This window comes from Kineosporia corallincola, assembly GCF_018499875.1.
GTDB lineage: Bacteria > Actinomycetota > Actinomycetes > Actinomycetales > Kineosporiaceae > Kineosporia > Kineosporia corallincola.
In genome coordinates this window covers 93,520-120,024 of the sequence record NZ_JAHBAY010000010.1, presented here as the reverse complement: position 1 = coordinate 120,024, position 26,505 = coordinate 93,520, and the positions used below count along the sequence as shown (strand labels likewise).

Annotated in this window: 21 protein-coding genes; 13 read left to right on the top strand and 8 right to left on the bottom strand. The window is 73.1% G+C overall.

The window, feature by feature from the left end; genetic code table 11:
• Positions 1–213: 213 nt before the first annotated feature.
• The 3 genes from KIH74_RS23220 to KIH74_RS23210 all read left to right on the top strand — a co-directional run bounded on the left by KIH74_RS23220 (position 214) and on the right by KIH74_RS23210 (position 3,978).
• Complete coding sequence (locus tag KIH74_RS23220; RefSeq protein WP_246572951.1) at positions 214–2,553, top strand: HelD family protein; 2,340 nt, start codon at positions 214–216, stop codon at positions 2,551–2,553.
• Between the two features lie 66 nt (positions 2,554–2,619).
• Positions 2,620–3,672: a hypothetical protein gene (locus tag KIH74_RS23215; protein WP_214158239.1), complete on the top strand. Its 1,053-nt coding sequence runs from the start codon at positions 2,620–2,622 to the stop codon at positions 3,670–3,672.
• Positions 3,673–3,678: 6 nt separating this feature from the next.
• Entirely contained in the window at positions 3,679–3,978 is a 300-nt protein-coding gene (locus KIH74_RS23210) for a hypothetical protein (protein WP_214158238.1), read from the top strand.
• A 56-nt stretch (positions 3,979–4,034) separates the two neighbouring features.
• Here KIH74_RS23210 and KIH74_RS23205 read toward each other — a convergent pair whose 3' ends face one another.
• Positions 4,035–4,466 carry an OsmC family protein gene (locus tag KIH74_RS23205; protein ID WP_214158237.1) on the bottom strand — a complete coding sequence of 144 codons (432 nt, stop codon included), beginning with the start codon at positions 4,464–4,466 and terminating at the stop codon, positions 4,035–4,037.
• Positions 4,467–4,485: 19 nt separating this feature from the next.
• Complete coding sequence (ppdK, locus tag KIH74_RS23200) at positions 4,486–7,149, bottom strand: pyruvate, phosphate dikinase (protein ID WP_214158236.1); 2,664 nt, start codon at positions 7,147–7,149, stop codon at positions 4,486–4,488.
• Between the two features lie 272 nt (positions 7,150–7,421).
• Here ppdK and KIH74_RS23195 point away from each other — a divergent pair, with 272 nt between their 5' ends.
• Positions 7,422–8,636: an amidohydrolase family protein gene (locus KIH74_RS23195; protein WP_214158235.1), complete on the top strand. Its 1,215-nt coding sequence runs from the start codon at positions 7,422–7,424 to the stop codon at positions 8,634–8,636.
• Here the strand turns inward: KIH74_RS23195 and KIH74_RS23190 are convergent.
• The 3 genes from KIH74_RS23190 to KIH74_RS23180 form a co-directional block, all read right to left on the bottom strand.
• Complete coding sequence (locus KIH74_RS23190) at positions 8,605–9,528, bottom strand: nicotianamine synthase family protein (RefSeq protein ID WP_214158234.1); 924 nt, start codon at positions 9,526–9,528, stop codon at positions 8,605–8,607. The genes KIH74_RS23195 and KIH74_RS23190 overlap by 32 nt on opposite strands.
• Positions 9,525–10,097, bottom strand: a complete 573-nt coding sequence (locus KIH74_RS23185) for a GNAT family N-acetyltransferase (protein WP_214158233.1) — start codon at positions 10,095–10,097, stop codon at positions 9,525–9,527. The genes KIH74_RS23190 and KIH74_RS23185 overlap by 4 nt, the downstream gene beginning before the upstream one ends.
• A gap of 384 nt (positions 10,098–10,481) precedes the next feature.
• The gene (locus KIH74_RS23180) at positions 10,482–11,408 is read right to left on the bottom strand and encodes a LysR family transcriptional regulator (RefSeq protein ID WP_214158232.1); all 927 of its coding nucleotides are present in this window, start codon (positions 11,406–11,408) and stop codon (positions 10,482–10,484) included.
• A 72-nt stretch (positions 11,409–11,480) separates the two neighbouring features.
• Between KIH74_RS23180 and KIH74_RS23175 the strand changes: the two genes are divergently transcribed.
• From KIH74_RS23175 to KIH74_RS23165, 3 genes are all read left to right on the top strand, one after another.
• A complete protein-coding gene (locus tag KIH74_RS23175; RefSeq protein ID WP_214158231.1) occupies positions 11,481–12,449 on the top strand; it encodes an EamA family transporter in 969 nt (322 codons plus the stop codon).
• A gap of 87 nt (positions 12,450–12,536) precedes the next feature.
• Positions 12,537–12,863, top strand: coding sequence for a hypothetical protein (locus KIH74_RS23170; RefSeq protein ID WP_214158230.1), 327 nt, complete (start codon positions 12,537–12,539; stop codon positions 12,861–12,863).
• Between the two features lie 34 nt (positions 12,864–12,897).
• Positions 12,898–13,350, top strand: a complete 453-nt coding sequence (locus KIH74_RS23165) for a GNAT family N-acetyltransferase (protein WP_214158229.1) — start codon at positions 12,898–12,900, stop codon at positions 13,348–13,350.
• Here the strand turns inward: KIH74_RS23165 and cydD are convergent.
• The 3 genes from cydD to KIH74_RS23150 are packed head-to-tail and all read right to left on the bottom strand — an operon-like array spanning position 13,334 to position 19,818.
• On the bottom strand, positions 13,334–17,281 hold the full coding sequence (gene cydD, locus KIH74_RS37950) for a thiol reductant ABC exporter subunit CydD (protein WP_214158228.1): 3,948 nt from the start codon (positions 17,279–17,281) through the stop codon (positions 13,334–13,336). The two genes, KIH74_RS23165 and cydD, sit on opposite strands and share 17 nt — an antisense overlap.
• A gap of 31 nt (positions 17,282–17,312) precedes the next feature.
• On the bottom strand, positions 17,313–18,311 hold the full coding sequence (cydB, locus tag KIH74_RS23155) for a cytochrome d ubiquinol oxidase subunit II (protein WP_214158227.1): 999 nt from the start codon (positions 18,309–18,311) through the stop codon (positions 17,313–17,315).
• 16 nt (positions 18,312–18,327) lie between these two features.
• Positions 18,328–19,818 carry a cytochrome ubiquinol oxidase subunit I gene (locus tag KIH74_RS23150; RefSeq protein WP_214158226.1) on the bottom strand — a complete coding sequence of 497 codons (1,491 nt, stop codon included), beginning with the start codon at positions 19,816–19,818 and terminating at the stop codon, positions 18,328–18,330.
• Positions 19,819–20,004: 186 nt separating this feature from the next.
• On the opposite strand from KIH74_RS23150, the gene KIH74_RS23145 reads away from it, so the two are divergent.
• The 6 genes from KIH74_RS23145 to KIH74_RS23120 all read left to right on the top strand — a co-directional run bounded on the left by KIH74_RS23145 (position 20,005) and on the right by KIH74_RS23120 (position 25,905).
• On the top strand, positions 20,005–20,382 hold the full coding sequence (locus KIH74_RS23145) for a BlaI/MecI/CopY family transcriptional regulator (protein ID WP_308113965.1): 378 nt from the start codon (positions 20,005–20,007) through the stop codon (positions 20,380–20,382).
• Positions 20,379–21,446, top strand: coding sequence for a M56 family metallopeptidase (locus KIH74_RS38850; protein ID WP_214158225.1), 1,068 nt, complete (start codon positions 20,379–20,381; stop codon positions 21,444–21,446). The genes KIH74_RS23145 and KIH74_RS38850 overlap by 4 nt, the downstream gene beginning before the upstream one ends.
• Before the next feature lie 706 nt (positions 21,447–22,152).
• Positions 22,153–23,106, top strand: a complete 954-nt coding sequence (locus tag KIH74_RS23135) for an ABC transporter ATP-binding protein (protein WP_214158224.1) — start codon at positions 22,153–22,155, stop codon at positions 23,104–23,106.
• Positions 23,103–23,930 carry an ABC transporter permease gene (locus KIH74_RS23130; RefSeq protein WP_214158223.1) on the top strand — a complete coding sequence of 276 codons (828 nt, stop codon included), beginning with the start codon at positions 23,103–23,105 and terminating at the stop codon, positions 23,928–23,930. The genes KIH74_RS23135 and KIH74_RS23130 overlap by 4 nt, the downstream gene beginning before the upstream one ends.
• 27 nt (positions 23,931–23,957) lie before the next feature.
• Positions 23,958–25,208: a sensor histidine kinase gene (locus KIH74_RS23125; RefSeq protein ID WP_214158222.1), complete on the top strand. Its 1,251-nt coding sequence runs from the start codon at positions 23,958–23,960 to the stop codon at positions 25,206–25,208.
• Positions 25,209–25,224: 16 nt separating this feature from the next.
• A complete protein-coding gene (locus tag KIH74_RS23120) occupies positions 25,225–25,905 on the top strand; it encodes a response regulator (protein ID WP_214158221.1) in 681 nt (226 codons plus the stop codon).
• Positions 25,906–26,505 lie beyond the last annotated feature (600 nt).

Here is a 26,505-nt window from a genome sequence, read left to right as displayed (position 1 = left end):
GATTGTCGCCGAAAGGCGGCCTGACCACGGGGAGGTTCACGCGGTGGGGCCCGGAAGGTGACGCGAACGACAGACCCGCTCACCCGGCCCGGGCAGGGGTGGGCGCTGGTGATCAGCGGCGGGAAAGGGATATCTTCGGAGATTGAGTTCGCATTTCCGGATTCGCAAAAGAATGCCACTCAACAGGGCAGATAGTAATTCGCGGAGGGGTAATTGTCAATTAACGACCTGGCTCTCGAGCAGGAATACCTCTCCATGCTCTACGACCACGTCGACGGGCTCCGCGAGCGGCTCGCCGGGCGGCGCACCCACGCGCTCGCGGGCAGCCCGGGCGAGGCGGCGGGCACCCGGCAGGCGCTGGTCGAGCGGGAGGCGGTGGTGCGCCTGTACGGCCGCCGCACCACCCAGCTGAACGCCGCCGAGAACGCGCTCTGCTTCGGGCGTCTCGACCTGGAGGAGGGCGAGCAGGGCCCGCGGTACATCGGGCGGATCGGCCTGCACCGCGAGCGTCCGGGGGCAACGGTGGACGACGAGGAGCCGCTGCTCATCGACTGGCGGGCGCCGGTGGCCCGGCCGTTCTACCTGGCCACGGCGATGCACCCGGACGGCGTGATCCGGCGGCGGCACATCCGCACGGTGGGCCGCCGGGTGGTGCAGCTGCACGACGAGAACCTGGCCGGCGGCACCGGTGCCGAACCGGGCTCCATCACCAGTGAATCGGCCCTGATGACCGCCCTGACCGCGGCCCGCACCGGCCGGATGACCGACATCGTCGAGACCGTGCAGGCCGAGCAGGACCGGATCATCCGCTCCGGGCCCGACGGCATCCTGGTGGTGCAGGGCGGGCCCGGCACCGGCAAGACCGCCGTGGCCCTGCACCGCGCGGCCTACCTGCTCTACCACCACCGGGAGCAGCTGGAACGGCGCGGTGTGCTGATCATCGGCCCGAACACCACGTTTCTGCGCTACATCGCCGAGGTGCTGCCCGCGCTCGGCGAGACCGGGGTGATGCTGGCGACCACCGGCGACCTGCACCCCGGCGTCTCCCCCACCCGCACCGACCCGGGCCCGGTCACGGCGCTCAAGGGGCGGCTGCTGATGGCGGGGGTGATGGCCGGGGCCGTCGCCGACCGGCAGTGGGTGCCGCAGGACGACGACGAGACCGTCGCCGTGCGCCACGACGGGCAGTTGCTGCGCCTGGACCGGCAGGCCTGCCTGGCGCTGCGGGACCGGGTGCGGGCCGCCCGCCTGCTGCACAACGAGGCCCGGCCGCTGGTGCACCGGCTGGTGGTGGAGGAGCTCACCCGGCAGTGGGCCCAGGCCGTCGGCGCCGACCCGCTGGGCGGCGAGAGCCTGCTCGGGCCGGAGGATCTCGCGATGCTGCGGCGTGAGCTGGAGGAGAACGGCGACGTGGACGGCGTGGTCGACTGGCTGTGGCCCGCGCTCACCCCCACCCGTCTGCTGCGCGAGCTGTTCGCCTCGCCCCGGCGCATCCGCGCCGCCTGCGCCCAGGTCGGCCTCACCCAGGCCGAGCAGGACCTGCTGGAGCGCGAGGGGAACGGCTGGTCCGAGGCCGACGTGCCGCTGCTCGACGAGGCCGCGGAACTGCTGGGCCGCGACGACTCGGCGGCCCGCCGGCTGGCCGAGGAGCTCCAGACCGCGAACCTGGAGTACGCGCAGGGCGTGCTCGACCTGCTGCGCGGCTCGGAGTCCGGCGACTTCGAGGACGAGGAGAGCGAGATCCTCGCGGCCTTCGACCTGGTCACCGCGCAGGACCTGGTGGAACGGCAGGAGGAGGCTGACCACCGCACCGCGGCCGAGCGCGCCGCCACCGACCGCACCTGGCGGTTCGGGCACATCGTGGTGGACGAGGCGCAGGAGCTGTCCCCGATGGCCTGGCGCATGCTGATGCGCCGCTCCCGCTCGATGACGCTGGTCGGCGACGTGGCCCAGACCGGTGATCCGGCCGGTGCCTCGTCGTGGCACCAGGCCCTGGCCCCGCACGTCGGCGACCGCTGGCGCCTGGAGCAGCTCACCGTCAACTACCGGATGCCCGCACCGGTCGCGAAAGTGACCGCCGGGCTGCTGGAGTCGCTGGCCCCCGGCCTGCCCGCGCCCGAGCCGGTGCGGCACGACGGCCCCACCCCCTGGCGCCGCCGGGTGGCCCCGGGCGCGCTCGCCGCCGAACTGGCGGGAGCGGTGCGGGCCGAGCTGGCCACGCTGGGGCAGGACCGGCGGCTGGCCGTGGTCGCGGCGCCGGGCCGGGCGGCCGGCCTGTTCGCCGTCCTCAAGCCGTTGATGACGGAAGGCGTTGCCCTGGGCCAGGACCCGGACGACGACGTGCCCGCCCGGGTGGTGGTGCTGGAGCCGCGCGAGACCAAGGGCCTGGAGTTCGACGCGGTGGTCGTGGTCGAGCCCGAGCGCATCGCCACCTCCTCGCCGCGTGGCCCGGGCGACCTGTACGTGGCCCTCACCCGGGCCACGCAGCGGCTGGGGGTGCTGCACTGCGCACAGTTGCCGCAGGGACTGGATGGCCCTTGGTGGTCGGAGTGAAAAACCTGTCAAGATAACCGGTTCCGGCTTCTTGCGCGGTTCGCCCGGCGCCGGTAGGGATGGATCGTGACCACCCGGACGGCGGCGATCAGTGGTGCGGTCAAAGCCGTCACCGCGGCCGCCGCCGGGCACGCCGCACAGGCCCGGCGGCTCGGGGAGGCCGCTCAGCAGGAGGCCGAGTCCGCGCTGTGGCACGGCTGGGACGGGGTCGCCGACGGGTACGAGAACGCCCGCGGCCGTCTCGACGAGGCTGCCGAGCGCCTCGACGGTGTCGAGGAGTGCACCCGGCGGGCGGTGGAGGTCGTTGACGGCATTCCCGAGGTTCCGTCGCTGACCGGGGTACGGGAGAGCCTGGAGGCGGCGGACGGCGTCTTGCACGATGCGGCAACCCTTCTCGACGAGGCGATGCTGCTCGCCGACGAGGCCCGCGCCCTGCTGGAGGCCACGGGAGGGGAGGACGGCACCGGCCTCGGCGGGGACCTGGTCGAACAGCTGCGGGCGACGGGCGAGGCCCTGGCCGTCGCCCGGGCCGGCATCGCCGACGAGACCGGGCGCTGCGCCGCCCCGGCCCCCACGCGCGGCGCGGACGCCCCGGTCGCCGAGGAGGTACGGATCGCCGAGCGCCTCGAGGAACTGCGGCGGGACGGGCACGGGCCGCAACGCCACGGCTCCGGGGTGACCGGACAGCAGCTCCTGGACCGGGCGCTGTACTGGATCGACCCGATGACCGGGACCACCACCGACGGGGATCACGGGGGTCAGCACCTGTGCGGCCGTGAGGCCACAAAGATCCTGACCGACGCCGACTACGTGTCGGCGGAGGAATTCGTGCGCGGCAGTGCCGCTTTCGAGCAGAAGAGGAATGAGGCCGAGACCGCGCACAACTCTCGGCTCCAGGTCCTGGTCCCACTCTCCGACATCTTCGGGCCCGCCTACCGACAGCATGTGAGCGGCATCCGTCGCACCGGCTCCAAGACGAAGCCCACCGGGGACCCGCAGGGAAGCAGCCCACCCGTACCGGTCGACTTCTCCGGTGGGTCGATGAAGGCGATATACACTCGCCGGGCCGACGGCATCTGGCGTCTGAAGACCATGTATCCCGTGCTGCCGAAGGAGTGACCGGTCATGCCCGACCCCGACGTCGAAACGTTCCTCGAATACTCGGGCGCTTACATGGACATCAACTCCCTCGACCGCGACTACGAGGCGACCTTCATCCGGGACATGTCCCGCCCCTCCCCCGCCCACACCCGTTTCCGACGGGGCTTCGCCAAGGCCGTGCTGGGCCAGGTCACCGCGCTCCAGTACGAGCGGGCGGCGGGCTGGGACTTCGACGACGACCAGGAGTTCCGCGAGCACCTGGCCGGCCTGTGGCGCAGGTTCTACGGTGACGCCGACCCGCACGAGCTGGCCGGGCTCGGGTAGAAGAACCAGGGGACGACGAAGAGCCGGGCTCCTCGTCGTCCCCCGGTGGAAGAGATCTACCCGGCGATGCGCACCGTGACCGGGGTGCCCGCCTCGATCGTGCGCGACACCGTGCAGGTGTGGTCGTGGGAGGCCTTGACCGCGCGGGGCAGCAGGGTGCGGGCGGCGTCGCCGGCCTCACCCTCGGGGAAGCGCACGTCGAAGGTCAGGACGATGTCCTTCAGCGTGTTCTCACCGCCCTCGCGCACCGCGGTGGCGTCGACGCGGGCGGAGAAGTGCTCGGCGGGCGAGCGCCGGCCGGTGACCACGTCGACGTCCACCGCGGAGCAGCCGGCGATCGCGGCCAGCAGCAGCTCCACCGGCGAGAACGCGTCCGTGGCCTTGCTGCCGAAGCGCAGCGTGTCGCCGCGCTTGTTGGTGGCCAGGTACACGCCCTCCTCGAGTCGTTCGATGCTCACCGAGCGGTTGTCGTCGTTCTGTTCAGCCATGCCGTGAATATCGCACGAGCTACCCGATCACCGCCGCCCGCCCCGCCTCCAGCCGGGCGATCGGCACCCGGAACGGCGAGCACGACACATAATCGATGCCGACCCGGTGGAAGAAGTGGATCGACTCCGGGTCGCCGCCGTGCTCGCCGCAGACCCCCAGTTTCAGTCCGGGCCGGGTGCGGCGGCCGTCCTCGGCGGCGATCCGGATCAGCCGGCCCACGCCGTCCACGTCGAGGCTCTCGAACGGCGACACCATGAACACCCCGCGGTCGAGGTAGGCGGCGAAGAAGCCGCCCTCCACGTCGTCGCGGGAGAAACCCCAGGTGGTCTGGGTGAGGTCGTTGGTGCCGAAGCTGAAGAACTCGGCGGCCTCGGCCACCCGGGTCGCGGTCAGGGCCGCCCGGGGCAGCTCGATCATGGTGCCGATCGGGATGTCCAGCCCGGCCTGCCGCACGATGGCGTCGGCCTCGTCGCGGATCAGGAACAGCTCCATCACCGAGCCGACCAGCGGGATCATGATCTCGACGTGCGGGTCGCCGCCGTCGCGCCGGGCCAGGGCCGCCGCCTCGCTGATCGCCCGCACCTGCAACGCGAACAGCCCGGGCAGCACCAGCCCCAGCCGCACGCCGCGCAGGCCCAGCATCGGGTTGGACTCGTGCAGCCGCTCCACCGCCGCGAGCAGCCTCTCCTCACCCGGATCGGCCGTTCCGGAAGCTTTTTCGAGCGCCACCTTGACCGAGAGCTCGGTCCGGTCGGGCAGGAACTCGTGCAGCGGCGGGTCGAGCAGGCGGATCGTCACCGGCAGCCCGTCCATCGCGGTGAGCAGCTCGGTGAAGTCCTGGCGCTGCAACGGCAGCAGCTCGTCGTACACGGCCTGGCGCGCGTCCGCCCCCGAGGCCAGGATCAGCCGCTCGATCAGCACCCGCCGCTCCCCCAGGAACATGTGCTCGGTGCGGCACAGCCCGATCCCCTGGGCACCGAGATCCCTGGCGCGCGAGGCGTCCTCGGCATTGTCGGCGTTGGCGCGCACCCGCAGCCGGCGGATCCGGTCGGCGTGCGAGAGCAGCCGGTCCACCGAGCGCACCAGATCGGCGGTGTCGGCGTCGGCGTCCTTGACCGCCTCGTCCAGCCCTCGCTCCAGGTAGGTCGCGACCGGCGAGGCGACCACCGGCACGGCCCCCGCGAACACCTCGCCGCTGCTGCCGTCGATACTGATGAGATCGCCCTCACGCAGCGTCTTTCCACCCACCCGGGCGGTGGACCCGTCGACGTCCAGCTCGGCGAGACCGCACACGCAGGTCTTGCCCATGCCCCGCGCGACCACGGCCGCGTGGCTGGTCCTGCCGCCCCGCGAGGTGAGCACCCCACGGGCCGCGATCATGCCGCCCAGGTCGTCCGGGCTGGTCTCGCGGCGCACCAGGATCACGTCCTTCCCCTCGGCCGCCGCCTTCTCGGCCGCGGCGGAGTCGAACACGATCTGCCCGGTGGCCGCGCCCGGCGAGGCCGCCATGCCGGTGCCCAGCGACTCCCGCGGGGCCGAGGCGTCGAACCGCGGGAACATCAGCTGGGCCAACTGCGAGCCGTCCACCCGCTGGAGCGCCTCGTCCATGGTGATCAGGTTCTCGTCGACCAGCTGGGTGGCGATCCGGAAGGCGGCGGCGGCCGTGCGTTTTCCCACCCGGGTCTGGAGCATCCAGAGCTTGCTGCGCTCGATCGTGAACTCGATGTCGCACAGGTCGCGGTAGTGCGTCTCCAGCCGCCGCATCACCTGGAGCAGTTGCTTGTACGACGACGCGTCGAGGTCCTTCAGGTCGGCCAGGCTCATCGTGTTACGGATGCCCGCCACCACGTCCTCGCCCTGCGCGTTCGGCAGGTAGTCGCCGTACACCCCACCGTGCCCGGACGCCGGGTCGCGGGTGAAGGCCACACCGGTGCCCGACGTCTCACCCGTGTTGCCGAACACCATCGTGCAGATGTTCACCGCCGTGCCGAGATCCTGCGGGATCCGCTCGCGCCGCCGGTACAGCCGGGCCCGCTCGGTGTTCCAGGAGTCGAAGACCGCCCGGATCGCCAGGTCGAGCTGTTCGCGCGGATGCTGCGGGAACTCGGTTCCGCTGTGCTCCAGGATCACCGACTTGAACTCGGACACCAGGCTTTTCAGGCTCTCAGCGGTGAGTTCCACGTCGGTCTCCACGCCCTGGCGGCGTTTCGCGTCGTCGAGGGCGCGGGAGAAGTTCTCCCCGTCGATCTCCAGCACGGTCTTGCCGAACATCTGGAGCAGCCGGCGGTAGGAGTCCCAGGCGAAGCGCTCGTCTCCGCCGGCCTCGGCCAGGCCCTTCACGCTCGCGTCGTTGAGGCCGACGTTGAGCACGGTCTCCATCATCCCCGGCATCGAGTGCATCGCCCCGGAGCGGACACTCACCAGCAGCGGGTCGTGCCGGTCGCCCAGCTGCCGCCCGAGGTCGTCCTCCAGCCGCCGCAGCGCCATGGTCACCTGCACCCGCAGCTCGCCCGGCTCGGACCCGGCGGTCAGGTAGGACCGGCAGGCCTGCGTGGTGATCGTGAACCCGGGCGGCACCGGCAGCCCGAGGTTGGTCATCTCGGCCAGGTTCGCACCCTTGCCGCCGAGCAGCTCCCGCTGCTCCTTGCTGCCCTCCGAGAACGCGTACACGTACTGGGTCATGAAGACACCACGCCTCTCCGCCACCGGTCCAGGTGCAGCGAGGGTAGGCACGCCAATTGCTGTCCGGACAGGCCTTGCCTCCCGGGCGCCGACCTGCTGCCCCCGGTCGACCTGCGACTTCGGCGGGATTCCGGGTGCTCACCGATGCGCCCGGCGGTCGCCGGGCGACCTGAGCCGCGCACCACGGCCCCGCCGGAACCAGGGCCGGGACTTGTCCATCATCACTCCGTACGCACTTGATCACGGTGCGGCCCGTTCCGGAGACTGGGCCCATGTCCGCCCCCGAACGTGTCGCCCATGTCGCCCCCCTGGCCTTCGACGGTGAGCGGTTCTGGCCGGACGGGGCCACCGTGCTCACCGAAGGGCCCCGCATCCTGGCCGTGATTCCCGGCACGGCAGCGGTTTCCGGTGACTTCACGGTGCGCCACCACGACGGCGGCACGCTGCTGCCCGGGCTGATCGACACCCATGTGCACCTGATCGCCGACGGCCGGGACGGGGCGCTGGGCCGCGATCCCGGCCGCACCCCGGCCGAGCGGGAGGAGGTGGTGCGGCAGTCGCTGCGGGGCCACACCCGGGCCGGCGTGACCACCGTGCGCGACCTCGGCGACCATCGCTGGTCGGTGCTCGAGCGCACCTCGTCGGCCGACGAGCCCACCGTGGTCGCCTCCGGCCCGCCGATCACCACGCCCGGCGGGCACTGCGCCGCGATGGGCGGCGAGGCGGCGGGGGCCGATCAGCTGGTGGCGGCGGTGGACGAGCGGGCCCGGCGGGGCGCGGCCCTGGTGAAGATCGTGGTCAGCGGCGGCGCGATGACGCCGGGCTCGGACCTGCTGTCGTTGCAGTACTCCCTCGACGACGTCACCCTGGTGGTGAGAAGGGCCACGGAGCACGGGCTTCCGGTGGTGGCGCACGCCCACTCGCTGGACGCCGTGCGGCTGTGCATCGACGCCGGGGTGCAGGGCATCGAGCACTGCACCTGCCTCACCACCCACGGCGTGCAGACCCCACCCGACCTGGCGGACCGGCTGCGCGAGGGCGGCATCCACGTCGGCCCGACGTTCGGCCGGATCCCCGGCAGCCCGATGTCGGCCCAGGCCCTGGAGGTCAACCGGCGCACCGGCCTGGTGCCCGAGCACCGCTTCGTGCAGGTCGAGATGCTGCACCGGCAGGGCGTTTCGGTGATCAGCGGCTCGGACGCCGGCATCCACGCGGCCAAACCGCACGGCATCGTGGCGCTGGCCGTGGCCGAGCTGGTGGCGGCCGGCATCGCCACCGGCGACGCGATCGCGACCGCCACCTCGGTGTCGGCCCGGGCCTGCGGCCTGGAGGGCGTCAAGGGAGGGCTGACGCCCGGCGCGGACGCCGACCTCCTGGTGGTGGACGGCGATCCGCGGGCCTCGGTCACCGCGCTGACCCGGGTGCGCGACGTGGTGATCCGGGGCGTGGACGTGATCAGGGGCGGCGCAGGACTATCACCGAATTGATGACGTCGTTGAGCGGGTGCAGCACCCCGAGTTGCTCCCAGCCGCCCAGGTCGCGCGTGCCCACGGCCGGGTAGAGCAGGCGCCGCAGCCCGGCCGCGCTGCGCACCAGCAGCACCGTGCCCGGGTCGAGCCGCTGCCACAGGGCCGCCAGGATGGCGTTCTTGGCGTCCGGCTCCAGCCCGGCCAGGGCCCCGAGCACCACCACGTCGGCACCGGCGACCTGCTCGAACCGCGCGGCGTCGGCCAGGTGGAACCGCACCCGGCCCCGGCCGAGCAGGGCGTTGACACAGGCCGAGCCGAGCACGACGGCCTCCTCGGAACGGTCCACCACGTCGACCGGCACCCCGAGTTCCTCGTACAGGCAGATCGCGGACAGCGGCAGCGGCCCGGCCCCGAGGAAGCAGATCCGCCGTGCCGTGGCCGGTTCCACGCCGAAGCAGCGCAGCAGGTTGATCTCCAGCCGGGTCAGCTCGCGGTAGTTGCCGAGGTAGGGGAAACCGGCCAGTTCCTCGCGCGGCTTGTCCGCCTCGGCGATCCGGCGCGCCCAGTGCGTCTCCATCAGGTACTCGCCCTCGGCGCAGATCTCGTGCAGGCCGGCCAGGCGGGAGGCCACCCGCTGGTCGCCGAGCACCCGCGCGGCCCGGGGCGACAGGTCGCCGCCGTCCTCGCCGCACAGCCCGACCAGCTCGGTGAACAGCCGGTCGACCATCGTGGACGGCGCCAGACCCGGCTGCTGCCGCAGGTTCTCGTAGATCGTGGCGACGCGCGCGGCGAGCTGCTCGGCGTAGGCTTGGTCGACCGAGGTGTCGTGCAGCAGCGCCAGGTCACCCACCTGGTCGACCACCCGGCCCGCGGCCGCGCCCGCCTCCAGCGGGGTCTCACCGGCCCTCACCGGAGTGCTTCCGGTTCCCCGTGCAGGGTAAGGAGTTTCGGCACCTCGAGCTCGAAGTGCACGGTGTTCCAAGGATCTGGCCGGGCGTCGAGCACCTCGACGGTGGGCATCGAGCGCCAGAACGCCTCCGCGCCGGGCACTCCGGTGTCGGTGTGCAGATACACCGTGCCGTAGCCTCCGGCCCCGGTGGCCCAGCGCGCGGCCTCGGCCACCAGCCGCCGGGCCAGCCCGCGGCGGCGGGCCCGCGGCCGCACCCAGACCCGCACCAGCTGGCACACGTCCGGCCGGTTGTACCGCCCGGCCAGCCAGGCCGGGTTCGGCGGCGACGCCAGCAGGCAGGGCCGGACCGCGGTGGTGGCCAGCACCACCTCCTCGCCGTCCCCACTCGTGCCGACCGCGACGAACAGAGCCGCACGCGGGGCTTGCAGGTAGGTCGCCTCCAGCTCGTCGAGGTCCTGGTGCCATCGCTCGGTATAGCCGCCCAGGTCGGTCTCCAGCACCTCGCGCATGCACGCCGCGGCACCCGCCAGGTCCGCCGCCGTGGCCGGCCGGATCTGCACCTCACCCATGGTCTTCCCTGTCCCCCGTGATCGTCGGTCGGGCCCGGGGCCCGGCCGGGCGGCTGCCCGGCGGGAGATGACGATAGCCGATGCTTTGATAATGACTCTCATTCACCAGCGGGTAGCCCGGAGTGTCGCGCGCGGCTTGACCCAGATCACAGCCGACTTGTCCTGAGATCGGGATCAGGCTGCACCGGAAGCACTTTGGTCATGATCGAGCACGGCGCGTAGTTCCCGCACCGGGATCGTGCCGTGCGCGTGCAGTGCCCGCCCGGCGCCGTCCTCCGTGCCGAGCAGCTCAGGCCACCCCGCTGCGGCGGTTCGCCGGTCGTGCCCACCCCTCGCGGGGCGGCTTCGAGGACGACGACAGACCGGCGCCACCCCTCGTCGTCCTCAGTTGGAGGGTTCGAGGGTCGCGACGCCGCCGGTGAACACGGCCGCGCACCGCTCACGCACGTGCCGGACGGCCGGGCTGGACGACATCGAGTCCCGCCAGATCATCTCCAGGACGCGGGTCGGCGCCGGCCCGGACACCGGGACCGCGACCACGTCGTGGGGCAGCCGGCCGCGACCGAGCCGGGGCACCAGGGCCACGGCCAGGCCCTCCTGCACCAGCCGGACCTGCGACGCGAACTCCGCCGACCAGTACCGCACCCGCGGCGGCCGGGCGAAGCCGGTGAACATGTACACGAACCAGCCGTGGCAGATCGTGCCGACCGGGGTGGAGGCCCAGGGCTCGTCGACCAGGTCGGCCGGGGTGACGTCGGTGCGGCCGGCCAGCCGGTGCTCCCGGTGCACCAGCAGGTCGGCGGTGTCGAACCCGATCAGCCGGCCGTCCAGGTAGTCGGGCCGGTGCAGCGGCACGCCCACCCAGTGGTGCACCAGGCCGATGTCGGCCTGCCCGGCGGCGACGATGTCGACGGCCTCGTGCGGGTCCCGCTCGAACACCTCCGGCACCACCGCCGGGCTGGTCCGGGCCAGGTCGGACAGCAGCGGCGCGACCAGCCCGCGCACCGCGGTGGAGAACGCCACGATCCGCAGCGGCCCGGCCGGCTCGCCCTGCTCACCGGCCAGCCCGGCGGTGGCCGCCTCGACCTGCCGCAGGATGCCCTGCCCGTGCAGCACCAGGGTGCGGCCGCGCTCGGTCAGCACCACCCCGCGCCCGACCCGTTCCAGCAGCAGCACACCGAGGTCCTTCTCCAGGCGCTTGATCTGCTGCGACACCGCGGAGGGCGTGTAGCCGGCGGCGTAGGCGGCCGCCGCGACGGTGCCGTGCACGTCGACCGCGATCAGGGAACGCAACGCCACCAGATCCATCATGAAGCGATGCTAACGATTCGGCGTCACCGATCGTCGATGGACGTACATGGTCCGCTCCTGGAGGCTGGCAGGGTGAGCACCCGTGACTCCCTGCTGGCCGTGATGGTGACCGTGATCTGGGGCATGAACTTCGTCGTCATCGACGAGGGCCTGTCCGGATTCCCGCCCCTGCTGTTCGTGGCGCTGAGATTCGTCGTGGTGCTCCTGCCCGCCGTGTTCCTGATCCCCCGCCCGGCCGTGCCGTGGAGCACCCTGTTGCTGGTCGGCACGTTCCTCAGCCTCGGCCAGTTCGCCTTCCTCTACACCTCGCTGCACGCCGGGATGCCCTCCGGCCTGGCCAGTCTCGTGCTCCAGGGGCAGGTGGTGGGCACCGTGGTGATCGCCGCCGTGGCCCTGCACGAACGGCCCGGCCGCCGGGCCTGCGCCGGCGTGGGGCTGGGGGCGCTGGGCCTGGCCGTGGTCGCGGTCGGCCGGTCGGCGCACACCCCGCTGCCCGCGCTCGGCCTGTGCGTCTGCGCGGCGCTGAGCTGGGCGGCCGGCAACGTGCTCAGCCGCCGGGCGGCCGTGGCGTCCGGCCTGTCGATGACGGTCTGGTCGGCGCTGGTCGTGCCGGTGCCGCTGGTCGCGCTGTCGCTGCTGGTCGACGGGCCGGCCGAGGTGCGGCACGCGCTGACCCACATCTCGCTCGGCAACATCGCGTCCACGCTCTACACGGCGGTGCTGGCCTCCCTGGTCGGCTACGGCATCTGGAACACCCTGCTGGCCCGCTACAACGCCGCTCAGGTGGTGCCGTTCACCCTGCTCGTGCCGGTGGTCGGGCTGGTCACCGCCTGGCTGGTGCAGCACGAGCGGCCGGGCCGGTTCGAGCTGCTCGGCGGCCTGATTCTGCTGGCCGGGGTGGCGGTGGTCGCGATCCGGCGGCCCACGCGGCAGGCGACCGCGCTACGCCGCACGGGTGGTTCCACACCCCCGGACGTCCGCCCGGAGGATGACTCCGGTGTCCGGGTGCCGCCGAATTCCGCCCACGGGCTGACGCTTTGAGAGTCGGTGCCGACGGAAGCCGGAACCCGGGCGGCGGTGCGGCACCGTCGCCCCGGGTCGGGGCAACGGCTTCCGGAGGAGACTGGCATGTTCGTCGAACTGATCGGGATCGCCGCCGTGGGCCTGGGTGCCCCGGTGATGACGGCCTGCGTGTTCGGGCGGGTGGTCGCGCGGCAGGGCCGCTCGGCCGCCGCGGAGGCGGCCCTGGAACCGGACGGACGGCCGGTTCTGGCGGCCGTCACCCCCGGGCTGGTGCACGACCTGCCACTGGTGGCCCCGGAGGGCGCCGGCTACGGCGTGGCCGGCCGGCTGCTGGTGCGGGCGGCGCTGGAGCGGGCGGCACTGGAGCGACAGGCTGCCGGCCGGACCGACACCGTCACCCCGCGTACCGGCCCGCACTCGCGGGCGGCGTGACTCCCCCACCGCACCGGATGTTTGAAAGGGCCGGATGAGCGACATCCGTTTCCGCCGTGCCACCCGGTCCGACGTCCCGGCGGTCGTGGGTCTGCTGGCCGACGACCGGCTCGGCGCCCAGCGCGAGAGCCCGGACGACCTCGCGCTGTACGAGCGGGCCTTCACCCGGGTGGAGCAGGACCCGAACCAGCTGCTCGTGGTCGGTGACCGGGACGGCCGGGTGCTGGCCACGGCGCACCTGACCTTCGTCCCGGGACTGTCCCGGCGCGGGGCCACCCGGGCGATCGTGGAGGCGGTGCGGGTGTCCGGCACCGAGCGCGGCAGTGGGCTGGGCACCGCGCTGATGCGCTGGGCGCTCGACGAATGCCGTTCGCGGGGCTGCGATCTGGTGCAGCTCACCTCGGACCTGTCCCGCGAGGACGCCCACCGGTTCTACCGCCGCCTGGGCTTCGTCCAGTCGCACGCCGGGTTCAAGTACCAGCTCTGAGGCCGCCGTCCTCCAGGCGCAGCACCCGGTCCATCGCGTCGAGCCCCTCGGAGCGGTGGGTGACCAGCAGCACCGAACAGCCGCCGGTGGTCTCCAGCAGGTCGCCGAGCACGGCCTGGGCGGTCTCGGTGTCGAGGCTCTCGGCGGGCTCGTCGAGCACCAGCACCGGGCGCCCGGCGAGCAGGGCGCGGGCCAGGGCCAGGCGGCGGCGCTCGCCGGCCGACATGGTGGCGCCGCGTTCTCCCAGCCGGGTGCCGAGACCCTGGGGCGTGCTGTTGAACCAGTGCCCCAGCCGGGCCCGGGTCAGCACCACGCGCAGTTCGGCGTCCGTGGCGGAAGGGCTTGCCAGCAGCAGGTTCTCGCGCAGGGTGCCGGCGAACACGTGGTCGTCGTCCGACACCAGGCTGACGCTGCCGCGCACCCGGTCGCCGGTCAGGTCGCGGTAGTCCCGGCCGTCCAGCCGGGCCGAGCCGGCCCGCGGGTCGAGGAACTTCAGCACGATCCCGGCCAGCGTCGACTTGCCGCACCCGGAGGGCCCCTGCACCGCGATCCGCTGTCCCGGGGCCAGTTCCAGGTCGAGCCCGTCGAGTACCGGTGGCCGCCGGGCGTCCCAGCCGGCCACGACCTGGTCCAGCGCGATGCCGGGGGTGGCGGGCCGGGGGACGCCGGTGGGACCCGGTCCGGCGGGCGCCGGTCCGGTGGTGGCCGGGCTGGTGGTGGCTGGGCTGGTGGTGGCCGGGCTGGTGGTGGCCGGGCTGGTGGTGGCCGGGCTGGTGGTGGCCGGGCTGGTGAGAGCCGTTTCGGCGCAAACCGTTTCAGCGCCAACCGTTTCAGCGTCCACCGGGTCGACGCTGGCCGGCGGCGTGTCGAGCACCTCGCTCAGACGGCGGTGGGCGATCCGGCCGCGGGTGCGGGCGTTGACGGCGTCGGGCAGGGTCGCGGTCACGTCGGCCAGGGCGAGGGTGCCGAGCACCAGCACGCCCACCTGCTCCAGGCCGAGAGTGGAATCCAGGGTGGTCGCCAGCATGACGCCGGCGACGGCCAGGCCCGCCCCCACGGTGCGCAGGAACTCGGCCAGGGCGTTGCGGCGGGCCTGCGCCAGGTCCGCGCGCACCGCCCGCTCACCGGCCTCGCGCACCGGCACGACACCGGAACGGGTGACGCCGAGGGCCCTCACGTCCTCGGCCCCGGCCAGCACCTCGACCACGGCCTGGGCGTACCCGGCCCGGGCGGCGGCGGTCCGGTGGGCCCGCAGCCCAGCCCCCGAACCCGCCACCAGCGGCGCGACCAGCCCGGCCAGCAGCAGACCGGGCAGCGCGGCCGCCGCGGCGAGCGGGTCGACGAGCGCGCCCGCGGCGACCGCGACCACCAGGGTCCCGGCGGCGACGATCACCGGACGGCGCCAGCGGAGCACGGTGTCGGCGACCGCGTCCACGTCGTCCACCAGGCGGGTGAGCAGATCGCCGCGCCGCGGCAGCGCCGGGCCGGGAACCCGGGGGATCAGATCCGCGTACACCCGTGCCCGCAGCCGGCCGAGGTCGGCGAGGGCGACGTCGTGGGCGACGAGCCGTTCCAGGTAACCGAACAGCGGACGGGCCACGGCGAACAACCGCACGCCGACCACCGCCACGGTCAGGGTGAGGATCGGCGGCTGCCCGGACGCCCGGGTCAGCAGCCACGCCGCGACCGCGGTCAGCGCCACCCCGGACAGCGACGACAGGGTGCCCAGCACCAGGGCCAGGTTCATCGAGGCCGTGCGCAGGGGTTTCGGGAGCCAGCTGCGGGCGGGCGCCGCCGCGGCCCAGGCCCGGCCGAATCCGGGGAGGACCGCGTCGTCCCGGTCCGGGGTGCGGGGTGCGGGGGCCGCGGATCCAGGGGCGGATCCAGGGGCGGGCGCGCGCGCCGCGCCGGATCCCTGCGGTTCGAATGTGCCGGCGGGCTCGTGTGGGGGCTTCTCCCCGGCGTCGGTGAGATCTTCGCCGGTCTTGGATCCACCCTTTTGCGGTAGCCTGTTATCGCCGTCGCCGAGCCATCCCTCCCAGCCGAAACCCCGCGCGCAGGCGTCGAGTTCGGCCTCGGACAGGTCCAGGTGGAAGGTCGGGTCGGGGCAGGATCCCAGGTCCAGGCAGGCGCCCAGGTCGAGGTGGCTGAGGTGCGACGGAGCGGCCCGGCCGGGGCGGGACGCCCGGGGCACGGTGCCGTACAGGTGGCTGACCTCGTCGGCGGCGGCGATCGCGGCCGGGCGGTGGGCCACCATCACGATCGCCGTCCCGTCCCCGGCCCGGCGGCGCAGGCCGTCGAGCACCCGGCGTTCGGTGTGCTCGTCGAGGTGGGCGGTGGGCTCGTCGAGAAGGACCACGGGAGAGCCCTTCTCACCCAGCCGGGCGGCATGCAGGAAGGTGCGGGCCAGGGCCAGGCGCTGACGCTGGCCGGCACTCAGGTCACGGCCGTCCTCGGCGAGCGGGGTGTCCGGGCCGGCCGGCAGCTGCCCGATCCAGTCGCAGCAGGCGTCGCGCAGGGCCTGGTCGAACGCGGCGGCCGGGGCCTGCGGCCAGCCCGCCCCCACGGCGTCGCGCAGGGTCCGGGCCAGCGGGAAGGTGGGGCGCTGGGGCAGGTAGGCGACGAGGTGCTCGCCGTCCACCGGGGCGCCCCGCCGCACCAGGCCGCTGCCGGGCGCCAGCTGACCGGCGAGAACCCTGACCAGCGTGGTCTTCCCGACACCGGAGGGGCCGGTGATCGCGGTGATCTGCCCGCCGAGCACCCACAGCCCGACACCGGCCAGCACCGGATCGGGCCGGCCCGGCAGGCTCACGGTGATCCCGTCGGCGAGCAGGGCCACCCCGGCGGGCAGCGGGGCGTCCGGGGCGACCGGCACCGCGTCTGTCCCTGCGTCGGTCCCTGCGTCGATCACCGCTGTCGCCTCGTCGAGAACGGCTGCCGCGTCGGCGCTCTCGTGGAACCGGGCGCCCAGCTCCCGCACCGGGCGGTACGCCTCGGGAGCGATCAGGATGGCCACCAGCGCGGTGCCCAGGCCGAGATCGCCCGCGGCCACCCGCAGCCCGGCCTCCACCGCCACCAGCCCCACCGACAGGGTCGCGACCAGGTCGAGGGCCGTGCCGGACAGGAAGGCCAGGCGCAGCACCCGCACGGTGGCGGCGCGGTGCTGCTCCCCCACCTCGGCGAGCACCTCGACCTGACGCCCGGCGCGGCGGTGGGCCCGCAGCGTCACCAGGCCCTGCACCACGTCGAGGAAGTGCGACGACAGCCGGGACATCAGCTGCCACTGCTGTTCCGAACGGCGCTGCGTGGCCCACCCGACCAGCGCCGCGAACAGCGGCACCAGGGGCAGCGTGACCACCACGATCACGGCCGAGCGGGGGTCCAGCACCGCCAGCACGACGACCACCGCGGGCGGCAGCACCACGGCGGGCACCACCGCCGGCAGGTACCGGGTGACGTACTTCTCCAGCGTGTCCACGCCGTTCGTGGCCAGCGCCGACACCGCGCCCGGCCCGGTCGCGGCGAGCCGGGCCGGCGGCATCCGCAGCGCCGCCCCGGCGATCGCGGCGCCGAACCGCACCCGGGCCCGGCCCGCGGCCCGGGCGGTCAGCGCGTGCTCGGCGCCGCGCAGCACACCGCGGGCCAGGGTCGCGAGCAGGAATCCGGTCAGCGGCGGCCAGGGCCCCTCACCGGTCGAGTAGGCGGTGACCGCCCAGGCCGCCGTCACCAGCTGGCCGAGCAGGGCGAGCGCGCCGAGCGCGGCCAGGCTCCCGAGCAGCACGGCGTCCCGGCGCATCGCCGGGACCAGCCGGAACACCCGGGCGTCCACCGGGCCCCGGGGACGGGGTGACGCCGGTGGGCCGGCGGCCGGTTCCCCGTCACCGCCCGCCGGTACGGGCGCGGTGGAGGGGACGTGCTGGAGAGTGCTCATGTCGGCTTCCTGCTCGATTCGGCCCGGGCGCTCAGGCCGTGACCACGCGCTCGCTGGTGATGCGGCGGCGGAAGACCCAGTACGAGAACGCCTGGTAGATCAGCACGGCGGGCATGATGAACAGGGCCGCCCAGCTGATCACCCCGAGGGAGAAGTCCGAGGTGATGGCGCCGTCCATGGTCACCGACCAGGCCGGGTCCAGCGTGCTCGGCAGCAGCGTCGGCGCGTGCCAGGCCAGGCCGAGCACGGTGGCCAGGGCGATGGTCAGGGCGCCGCCGGTGAAGGCCAGGCCCTCCCGGCCGAGGTGGGCCGCGACCGTGGCCAGCAGGGCCGGCACCGCGATCAGCGCGACCACCGGCTCGGTGGTCAGCGCGGCGGCCACCAGGGCCCCGGCCGTCACCACGCCGCCGACCCGGAAGGCCAGGCCCCGGGCCCAGTTCCGCAGCGGGCCGGTGGTGCGCAGCGACAGGAACAGCGCGCCCACCAGCAGGGCGGTCAGCACGCCCCCGGCCGCCCCGGCCGCGGCCTGCCAGGTCAGCAGCGGGTCGATGCTGCGGGTCCAGGACGAACCGACGACCTCGCCCTCCTGGTTGATCGCCAGGCCCCGGGCGAGCACCGCCACCACGGCGCCCCAGAGCGCGACGACGAGCAGCGACGCCAGGGCCATCACCGTGTCACAGCGCGACTTCCAGCGTTCCTCGCCCTCGCCGTGGTACTTGCCGCGGAACTCCAGGGCCACGCCGCGCGCGGCCAGGGCGAGCAGGATCAGCACCATCGGCAGGTACAGCGAGGAGAGCACGGACGCGTACCACTCCGGGAAGATCGCGAACATCAGGCCGATCGCACCGACCAGCCACACCTCGTTGCCGTCCCAGGTGGGGGCGATGGTGCGCACCGCGGCGTCCCGCTCGTGCAGGGGGCGCCGGGCCAGGCCGGCGATCATGCCGACCCCGAAGTCGAAACCCTCCAGCACGAAGAACAGCACCCAGGCGGCGACGATCACGCCGAACCAGATCTCGGGCAGACCCATGGCGGTTCCTGGCCTTTCAGTACGTGAGGGCGAGCCGGTCGGCCGCCCCGGGGTCGGGGGAGGACGCGTGCGGGTCACCGTGGCCGTCAGCGTGATCGTCACCGTGGTCGCCACCGTGGCCGGCATGCTCCGCGCCGGGGCCCGAGCGCACGAGACGGCACAGCAACCGCACCCAGACCACGGCGAGCACGCCGTAGACCAGCGTGAACCCGACCAGCGAGATGACGACCTCGGCCGCGGTCAGTCCGGAGCTCACGCCGTCCCCGGTCTTGAAGAGGCCGAACGCGAGCCACGGCTGACGGGCGGTCTCGGTGAAGATCCAGCCGATCGCGTTGGCGGCGAGCGGCATCAGGCCGATGACGACGGGCACGAGCACCGCCACCGGGCGCAGCCGCGGCGTGTGCAGGAAGGCGGGCAGGTCACGGTCCTTGCGGGTGACGAGCAGATACAGGGCGGCGAGCGCGGCGGCGGTCATGCCGACGCCGATCATCAGCCGGAACGACCAGAACGCGACCGGCACCCAGGGCACGTAGTTGCCGTCGCCGTACTGCTGCACGTACTGCGCCTGGAGGTCGTTGATGCCCTGCACGGTGCCGTGGAAGTTGTGGGTGGCCAGGAACGACAGCAGGCCGGGGATGTCGATCTTGATCGACGGCTCGGCCTCGCCCGGCCCGGCGTAGGAGAACAGCGAGAAGGGCGCGCCGGTGGTGGTGCTGTAGAGCGCTTCCGCGGCGGCCATCTTCATCGGCTGCACCTCGGTGATGACGACGCCGAGGCGGTCGCCGGTGATCGCGGTGCCGGCCCCGGCGACCACCATCACCCAGGCCCCGACCCGGCCCATCACCCGGACGGCGGCCCGGTCGGAGCCGATCGACGAGGGACGCCGCAGCTGGTTCCAGACCGAGACGGCCAGCAGCAGCGCGCCGCCGGTCATCAGGGCGCCGGTGGCGGCGTGCGGGTAGGCGGCCAGGTTGAGCTTGTTGAACAGCAGGGTGGAGAAGTCGTTCAGCTCGGCCCGGCCGGTCTCGGCGTCGATCGAGTAGCCGATCGGGTTCTGCATGAACGAGTTGGCCGACAGGATGATGAACGCCGACAGCTGGGTGCCGATCGCCACGATCCAGATGGTGGCCAGGTGGACGCCACGCGGCAGCCGGTCCCAGCCGAAGAACCACAGGCCGAGGAAGGTGGCCTCGAGGAAGAAGGCGAGCATGCCCTCGATCGCCAGGGTGGGGCCGAACACGTCGCCGTAGAAGCGCGCGAAACTGCTCCACGACAGGCCGAACTGGAACTCCTGCACGAGCCCGGTGACCACGCCGACGGCGAAGGTGATCAGCAGCAGCTGCCCGCACAGCACGGTGACCTGCTTGAGATGCTCGTGCCGGGTGCGTAGCCAGGCGGTGTGGAACCCGGCGGTGAGCAGCGACAGGCTCATCGACAGGGGCACGAACAGGTAGTGGTAGACGGTCGTCACCGCGAACTGGAGTCTCGCGAGATCCGTGACGTCCATGAGCTGGACCCTCCTGAATGCCGATGTCCGCGCCGGACGGGGCGTGAGGACCAGCGGCGCTGTGGACCGGGACGATGAACCCTTCCGGTCCACCTACGACAGAGTGTAGTACGACCGATCGTCGTACGACGGAGGGACGTACGACACAGCCTCGTACGAGACGGTCACCGGCGGTAGGATGGCCGGGTGAGTCTGGGTCATCTCGAACGCGACGTCATGGACTGCCTGTGGGCCGCACCTGCACCGATGACGGTGCGGGACGTGCACGCGGCCCTGGGTGAACAGCGCGAGGTGGCCTACACCACCGTGATGACGGTGCTCCAGCGGCTGGCGAAAAAGGGCCTGGCGCAGCAGACGAAACTCGGCAAGGCGCACCTGTACTCGGCCTCGGAGTCGCGGGAGCAGATGGCCGCGGAACTGATGATGGACGCCCTGGGCGACGTCGGTGGGGCCCAGGCCCGGCAGGCCGCGCTGCTGCACTTCGTCGGCCGGATGACCGCCAACGAGACCGAGCTGCTCAAGGCCGCGCTGAGTGCGAGCACCACCCCGGAACGCGCTCCGTGACCACCGCGGCCTGGCTCTGGCTGCTCGCGATCACGCTGATCTGGCCGGTTCCGGCCGCACTGGCGCGGGCCCGCCGGCTCGCGACCGTGCCCCGCGCCGCCGTGGTGCTGTGGCAGGCCGTGGCCGTCGCCGCGCTGCTCGCGGTGTTCGGCGCGTCGCTCGCCACCGTCCAGGCCCTGGCCTTCGGGCTGTTCGTGCCCGGCGCCGGGCAGGGCGTGCGGCGCCTCGACCTGCTCGGCCTGGTGCACCTCGGCCTGGCCGGTGTGCTGCTGGTGCTCACCGTGGTCGCCCTGGTCAAGCTGAACTACGTGGGCATCCAGGTGGCCCGGCGGCTGCGCCGTCACCGCAGCCGGCACCGCGACCTGGTCGACCTGCTGGCGAAGTCGGGTCTCACGGACGACGCGGGCCCGGCCTCCGCCGACGCCGGCCACGACGTGCGCGTGCTCTCCCACGGTGAGGCCGCCTACGCCTACTGCCTTCCGGGCCGCCACGCCCGCGTGGTGATCAGCGACGCGGCCCTGCGCGACCTCACCCCGGAGCAGGTCGCGGCCGTGATCGAGCACGAGCGCGCGCACCTGCGGGCCCGGCACGACCTGCTGCTGGAGTTCTTCACCGTGCTCTACGAGGCGGCCGGGCGCCGGGCCGGCACCCAGGCCGCGCTGGAGCAGACCGCCGTGCTGGTCGAGCTGCTCGCCGACGACGCCGCCCGCCGCCTGCACGGCCCCGCCCCGCTGATCGCCGCCCTGGCCACGATGGGCAGCACCACCGCCCTGAGCAGTCCGGCCAGCCCCATCGCCCCACCGGCCTCCGCGTCGCCCCCGTCCCGTTCGCCACGTTCACCAGCGCCCGGCACCAGTGACACAACAGTGGACGACGAAAACCTTTCCGAGGTCACCGCACTCGGGGTACTCCCCCGGCTGCGCCGCCTGGCCGACGCCCCGGTCTCGATCGCCCCACCCGGCCTGGCCGCCGCGGTCTACACGGGGGCACTCGCCCTCATCGCCGTGCCCACCGTCGCCATCGCCCTGCCCTGGCTCACCAGCACCTGGGCCGCCGTCCGCTGACCCGGCCCGGCCGGTCCGGTGAACAGCCGGTCGACGCTCAGGCACGTACCGGGTGCTCCGCGTACGCCCCCCGCGCCGACCCGTCCTCCCCCGCCGTGATGCCCTCCCACTGTGATGCCTTGCCACACCGCATCACGCCTCCCCCACCGCGTCTCCACCCCGCCGCGCCTCACCCCACCTCGCCACACCCCACCTCGCCTCCACCTCACCTCGCCTCCACCTCACCTCACCCCACCTCACCTCTGCCTCCCTTCACATCACCTACCGCACCCCACGACCGACCGTGGCGGGCGCCGAGGGCAGGGGCCTTTCTCCAGTTTTGACACCAGCCAGACGGCCATGCCGGTGTCAAAACGCAGAAGACAACCGGCCACGCCCCGGCAGACGACACGGCAGACAGGCCGGCAGGCAGGCCAGCAGACAGGCAGGCAGGCAGACAGACAGGTTGGCAGGCCGGCAGGCAGACAGGCCGGCAGGCTCCGGATGGTTCGCGGGCGGGCGCATCCGGGACGCCACCACCGGGGCACCGCCTGATGCCCACGCGTTCCCGGCCCGCCTATGCCGAAAGGCATATCCCCGGCGGGCCACCGGTGCCGGGAGTCCCTCTCGCGGCCTATCGTCGTCCATCGGCAGCCCTACGCACCGCGCCGCGGGTCGAGCCGTCGGGCAGATTCGCGCCGGGCCCCGGATTCCTAGGCTCGTCACCATGATCGAAGTCGAGAACCTGCGCAAGGAGTACGGCGACAAGGTCGCCGTGGCCGATCTGACCTTCACCGTCGAACCGGGCACCGTGACCGGGTTCCTCGGCCCGAACGGCGCCGGCAAGTCCACCACGATGCGGATGATCGCCGGCCTCGACGAGCCCACCTCCGGCCGGGTGCGGGTCAACGGCGCCGACTACCGCCGGGCCGCCGCGCCGATGTCCGAGCTCGGCATCCTGCTGGAGGCCAAGGCCGTGCACACCGGTCGCTCGGCCCGTCACCACCTGCTGGCGCTGGCCGCCACCAACGGCATCCCGGCCCGCCGCGTCGACCAGGTGATCGAGATGGTCGGCCTGGGCCAGGTCGCGTCCAGGCGGGTGGGCGGGTTCTCGCTCGGCATGGGCCAGCGCCTCGGCGTGGCCTCCGCCCTACTCGGCGACCCGCGCGTCGTCATCCTGGACGAGCCGGTGAACGGCCTCGACCCGGAGGGCGTGCTGTGGATCCGGAACCTGCTCAAGGCGCTGGCCGCGCAGGGCCGCACGGTGTTCGTGTCCTCGCACCTGATGAGCGAGATGGCGCAGACCGCGTCCCGTCTGGTGGTGGTCGGGCGCGGGCAGCTGATCGCCGACACCACCGTGGACGAGTTCGTGTCCCGGGCCGCCGGCAACGGCGTGCTGGTGCGCTCGCCGGAGGCCGCCCGGCTGCGTGACGTGCTGCTGCGTCCTGGCGTCACCGTGACCAGCGACGCCGAGGGTGTGCTGGAGGTGAGCGGGCTGACCGCCGAGGAGATCGGCCTGGCGGCCTGGCGGGCCGGCCTGCCGCTGTCCGAGCTGACCCGCCGCGCCGCCTCGCTGGAGGAGGCGTTCATGCAGCTCACCCACGACGCGGTGGAGTACCGCGACACCGGCGTCACCGGTCTGGACCAGCAGGACGCGCAGAAGCAGGAGATCCCGGCATGACCGCCACGCCCCTCGTCCGCACCGCCCCCACCGGTACCACCGGGATCCGGGTCACCCAGGCCCGGGTGATCCACTCGGAGTGGATCAAGTTCCGCTCGGTCCGCTCCAGCCTGTGGACGCTGGCCGCCGGCGTCGTGCTGCTGGTCGGGCTCAGCGCGCTGATCGGCTCGGTCACGATGAGCCAGTGGGACAGCCTCGACGAGGCCACCCGGGCGAGCCTCGACCCGGTCGCGCTGGCCACCTCCGGCAGCACCTTCGCCCAGCTCGCCACGGGCGTCCTGGCGGTGCTGATGATCACCGGCGAGTACACCACCGGGATGATCCGGGCCAGCCTGACCGTCGTCCCCCGGCGGCTGCCGGTGCTCTGGGCGAAGCTGGCGGTGTTCTCGGCGGTGACGTTCGTGGTCACCCTGATCTCCTCGTTCGCCGCCTTCTTCGTCTCCCAGGCCGTCGTCTCCGGCCACGGGCTCAGCGTGCCGATCACCGACGGCGACGCCCTGCGGGCGGTGTTCGGCCTGGCCTTCTACCTCACCGTGGCCGGCATCGTGGCCATGGCCCTGGGCGCCCTGCTGCGCACCACCGCGGCCGGCATCTCCACCCTGGTCGCGGTGTTCCTGGTGATCCCGCCGCTGGTCTCGCTGCTGCCGGCGTCGGTCTCCGGCGACCTGGTGAAGTACCTGCCGAGCTCGGCCGGGCAGGCGATGTTCGGCACCGGCGGCGGGGACGGCTCCCTCTCGCCGGGCACCGGCGCGCTGGTGTTCTGCGCCTACGCCGTGGTGCTGGTCGCGGTGGCGGCCTGGCGGCTGCGGCGCACGGACGTCTGAGCGCCGGTCTCTGATGGGATGGCCACCATGACCCGGCCCGCCGAACACCCACGGTCGCTCACCCGGCGGCAGTGGGCGTTCGACGCGCTCATCACCGTGTTCTCGATGTCGACGGTGGTGCTGCGCGCCGACGCGCCACCGATCAGCGGCCGGGCCGCGGCGGTGGAGATGCTGGTCTGCCTGCCGCTGGTCCTGCGCCGGCGCTACCCGGGACCGGTCTTCCTGGTGCTGGTGCTGCTTTTCGGCTCGCTGCCGGTGTGGAGCGAGGTGAACAACCCGAACATCGCCCTGCTGATCGCGCTGTACACGGTGGCGGCCCAGGAGTCCCGGGTGCGGGCCGCGTTCGCGGCGGTGGCCCTGGACGCGGTGTACATCCTCGCGCTGACGGCCGGCGCCGCCGCCCCGGTGGCCGGATCGCTGGTGTTCAGCACCGCGGCCACGGCCGGCGCCCTCGGGCTGGGGCTGTGGACCGGCACCCGGCGCAGCTACCTGGCCGAGCTGCGCGACCGGGCCGCCCGCGCCGAGCGCGAGCGCGACCAGCAACACGAACTGGCGGTGGCCACCGAGCGGGCCCGGATGACCCGCGAGCTGCACGACATCGTCGCCCACCACCTGACCGTGGTGGTGACGCTGTCGGACGCGGCGGCACGGACCGCGGTACGCTCCCCCGAGCAGGCCGCCGAGGTGATGCGCCAGGTGTCGGCGACCGGACGACAGGCACTGGCCGAGACCCGGCGGGTGCTGAACGGCACCGCCCCCACGGGTGAGCCGGCCGGGGGCAGCGGCGGGGGCGGCGGGGTGGGCGCCGGCCGGCCCGACGACGCCGACCGGGAACCGATGCCTGACCTGCACGGTCTCGACACCCTGGTGGAACGGGTGCGGGCGGCCGGGCTGCCGGTGACGTTCCAGGTCACCGGTTCGTCGGCCGGCCCGGGCCAGGACGTGGACGAGTACGGGGCTCTCGGGCCCGGGTTGCAGCTGACCGTGTACCGACTGGTGCAGGAGGCCCTCACCAACACGATGAAGCACGCCGGGCCGGGCGCGACCGCGAGCGTGCGGATGGCCCTGGCACCGGAGGGGATCACGGTCACGATCGAGGACGACGGTGGCGGGCGGCGCGCGACGCCGGCTCCCGAGCGCGGCGGTGGGCGGGGCCTGACCGGCATGCGCGAACGGGTGCTGTCATATCACGGTGAGGTAGAGTCGGGGCCGAGAAGCCCGGCCGGATGGCGGGTTTCGGCATTCATCGGGCTCGGCACGGCCCGGGGCGAGCCGTGAGCGGAAGGGTGGCGCCGTGATCAGCGTGCTCCTCGTCGACGATCAGCAGCTGCTGCGCATGGGGTTCCGGATGATCCTCGACGCCGAGGACGACATGACCGTGGTCGGTGAGGCCGGCGACGGCCGCACCGGCGTCACCATGGCCGCCCGCCTGCATCCCGACATCGTTCTGATGGACGTGAGAATGCCCGGCATGGACGGCATCTCGGCGACCGAGGCGATCATCGCGGCCGACCCCCGGGCCCGGGTGCTGATCCTCACCACCTTCGACGTGGACGAGTACGTGTACGCCGGGCTGCGCGCCGGGGCGAGCGGCTTCCTGCTGAAGGACGCGCCGACCGACGAGCTGATCGCGGCCATCCGCACGGTGGCGGGCGGTGAGTCGGTACTGGCGCCCAGCACCACCACCCGGCTGATCAGCCGCCTGGTCACCCTGCTCCCGCACGGCGACCCGGCGGCCGAGCGCCCCCGGCCGGCCGACACCGTGTTGGCCGGGCTGACCGAGCGCGAGCGGGAGGTGTTCCTGCTGGTGGCCGCGGCCCGCTCGAACCGGGAGATCGCCGGGGAGCTCCACCTGAGCGAGGGCACGGTGAAGATCCACGTGGGGCGCATCCTGTCCAAGCTGAACCTGCGCGACCGGGTGCAGGCGGTCGTGCTGGCCTACGAGTCCGGCCTGGTCGTTCCCGACCGGCCCTGACCACACCCGGACGGCAGCAACCGGACGTCCACGGGGCGTCCTTTTGTTTTCACACCGGCCTGGCGCCCGAAGTGGCGTCAGAACCGGAACCCCTCCCGGACCCTGCCCCACCATCCCCCGCCCGCACCACCCGGCGCGTGTTGCCTCCGTCACCCACAGTCGCGGTGGCCTCGCCCCCGGGCCGGCCGATAACGAACCGCCCACCCCGTTCGGCAATTTCCGAAAAAGCGTCGTTCGGATTTTGACCGAGAGTTGCGGTCGACTTTTCCCGCAACTAACACCAGTCACATCCGACAACACGCGTTGCACCGTCGTCGCATCGCGCGTTTCCGACGATTTTCGAATGACCGAAATCTACCCCGGTGAAATCCGCAATTAATGACGACGGGATCAGCGTCATTGAACTTTCCACCCAGTCGAAACATGAGGTTATCCAAGGCGTCACGAATCCCCCCAGCCCCGGTCGACCACCCGGAGCGCTACCAGAATCGCGTTCTGTCAACGAATTCCGCCATTTCACTGTTCACCGGCGCGAAGGACTGGTTAAGTACATCCAGCCGCGACTGCTCCCTTACGCACAGCTACGAACCAGAGGCGGAT

Coding starts and splice junctions, on each gene's coding strand:
- KIH74_RS23210 (WP_214158238.1), top strand. CDS start 3,679: ATGCCCGACCCCGACGTCGAAACGTTCCTCGAATACTCGGGCGCTTAC.
- KIH74_RS23205 (WP_214158237.1), bottom strand. CDS start 4,466: ATGGCTGAACAGAACGACGACAACCGCTCGGTGAGCATCGAACGACTC.
- ppdK (WP_214158236.1), bottom strand. CDS start 7,149: ATGACCCAGTACGTGTACGCGTTCTCGGAGGGCAGCAAGGAGCAGCGG.
- KIH74_RS23195 (WP_214158235.1), top strand. CDS start 7,422: ATGTCCGCCCCCGAACGTGTCGCCCATGTCGCCCCCCTGGCCTTCGAC.
- KIH74_RS23185 (WP_214158233.1), bottom strand. CDS start 10,097: ATGGGTGAGGTGCAGATCCGGCCGGCCACGGCGGCGGACCTGGCGGGT.
- KIH74_RS23180 (WP_214158232.1), bottom strand. CDS start 11,408: ATGATGGATCTGGTGGCGTTGCGTTCCCTGATCGCGGTCGACGTGCAC.
- KIH74_RS23170 (WP_214158230.1), top strand. CDS start 12,537: ATGTTCGTCGAACTGATCGGGATCGCCGCCGTGGGCCTGGGTGCCCCG.
- KIH74_RS23165 (WP_214158229.1), top strand. CDS start 12,898: ATGAGCGACATCCGTTTCCGCCGTGCCACCCGGTCCGACGTCCCGGCG.
- cydD (WP_214158228.1), bottom strand. CDS start 17,281: ATGAGCACTCTCCAGCACGTCCCCTCCACCGCGCCCGTACCGGCGGGC.
- cydB (WP_214158227.1), bottom strand. CDS start 18,311: ATGGGTCTGCCCGAGATCTGGTTCGGCGTGATCGTCGCCGCCTGGGTG.
- KIH74_RS23150 (WP_214158226.1), bottom strand. CDS start 19,818: ATGGACGTCACGGATCTCGCGAGACTCCAGTTCGCGGTGACGACCGTC.
- KIH74_RS23135 (WP_214158224.1), top strand. CDS start 22,153: ATGATCGAAGTCGAGAACCTGCGCAAGGAGTACGGCGACAAGGTCGCC.
- KIH74_RS23130 (WP_214158223.1), top strand. CDS start 23,103: ATGACCGCCACGCCCCTCGTCCGCACCGCCCCCACCGGTACCACCGGG.
- KIH74_RS23125 (WP_214158222.1), top strand. CDS start 23,958: ATGACCCGGCCCGCCGAACACCCACGGTCGCTCACCCGGCGGCAGTGG.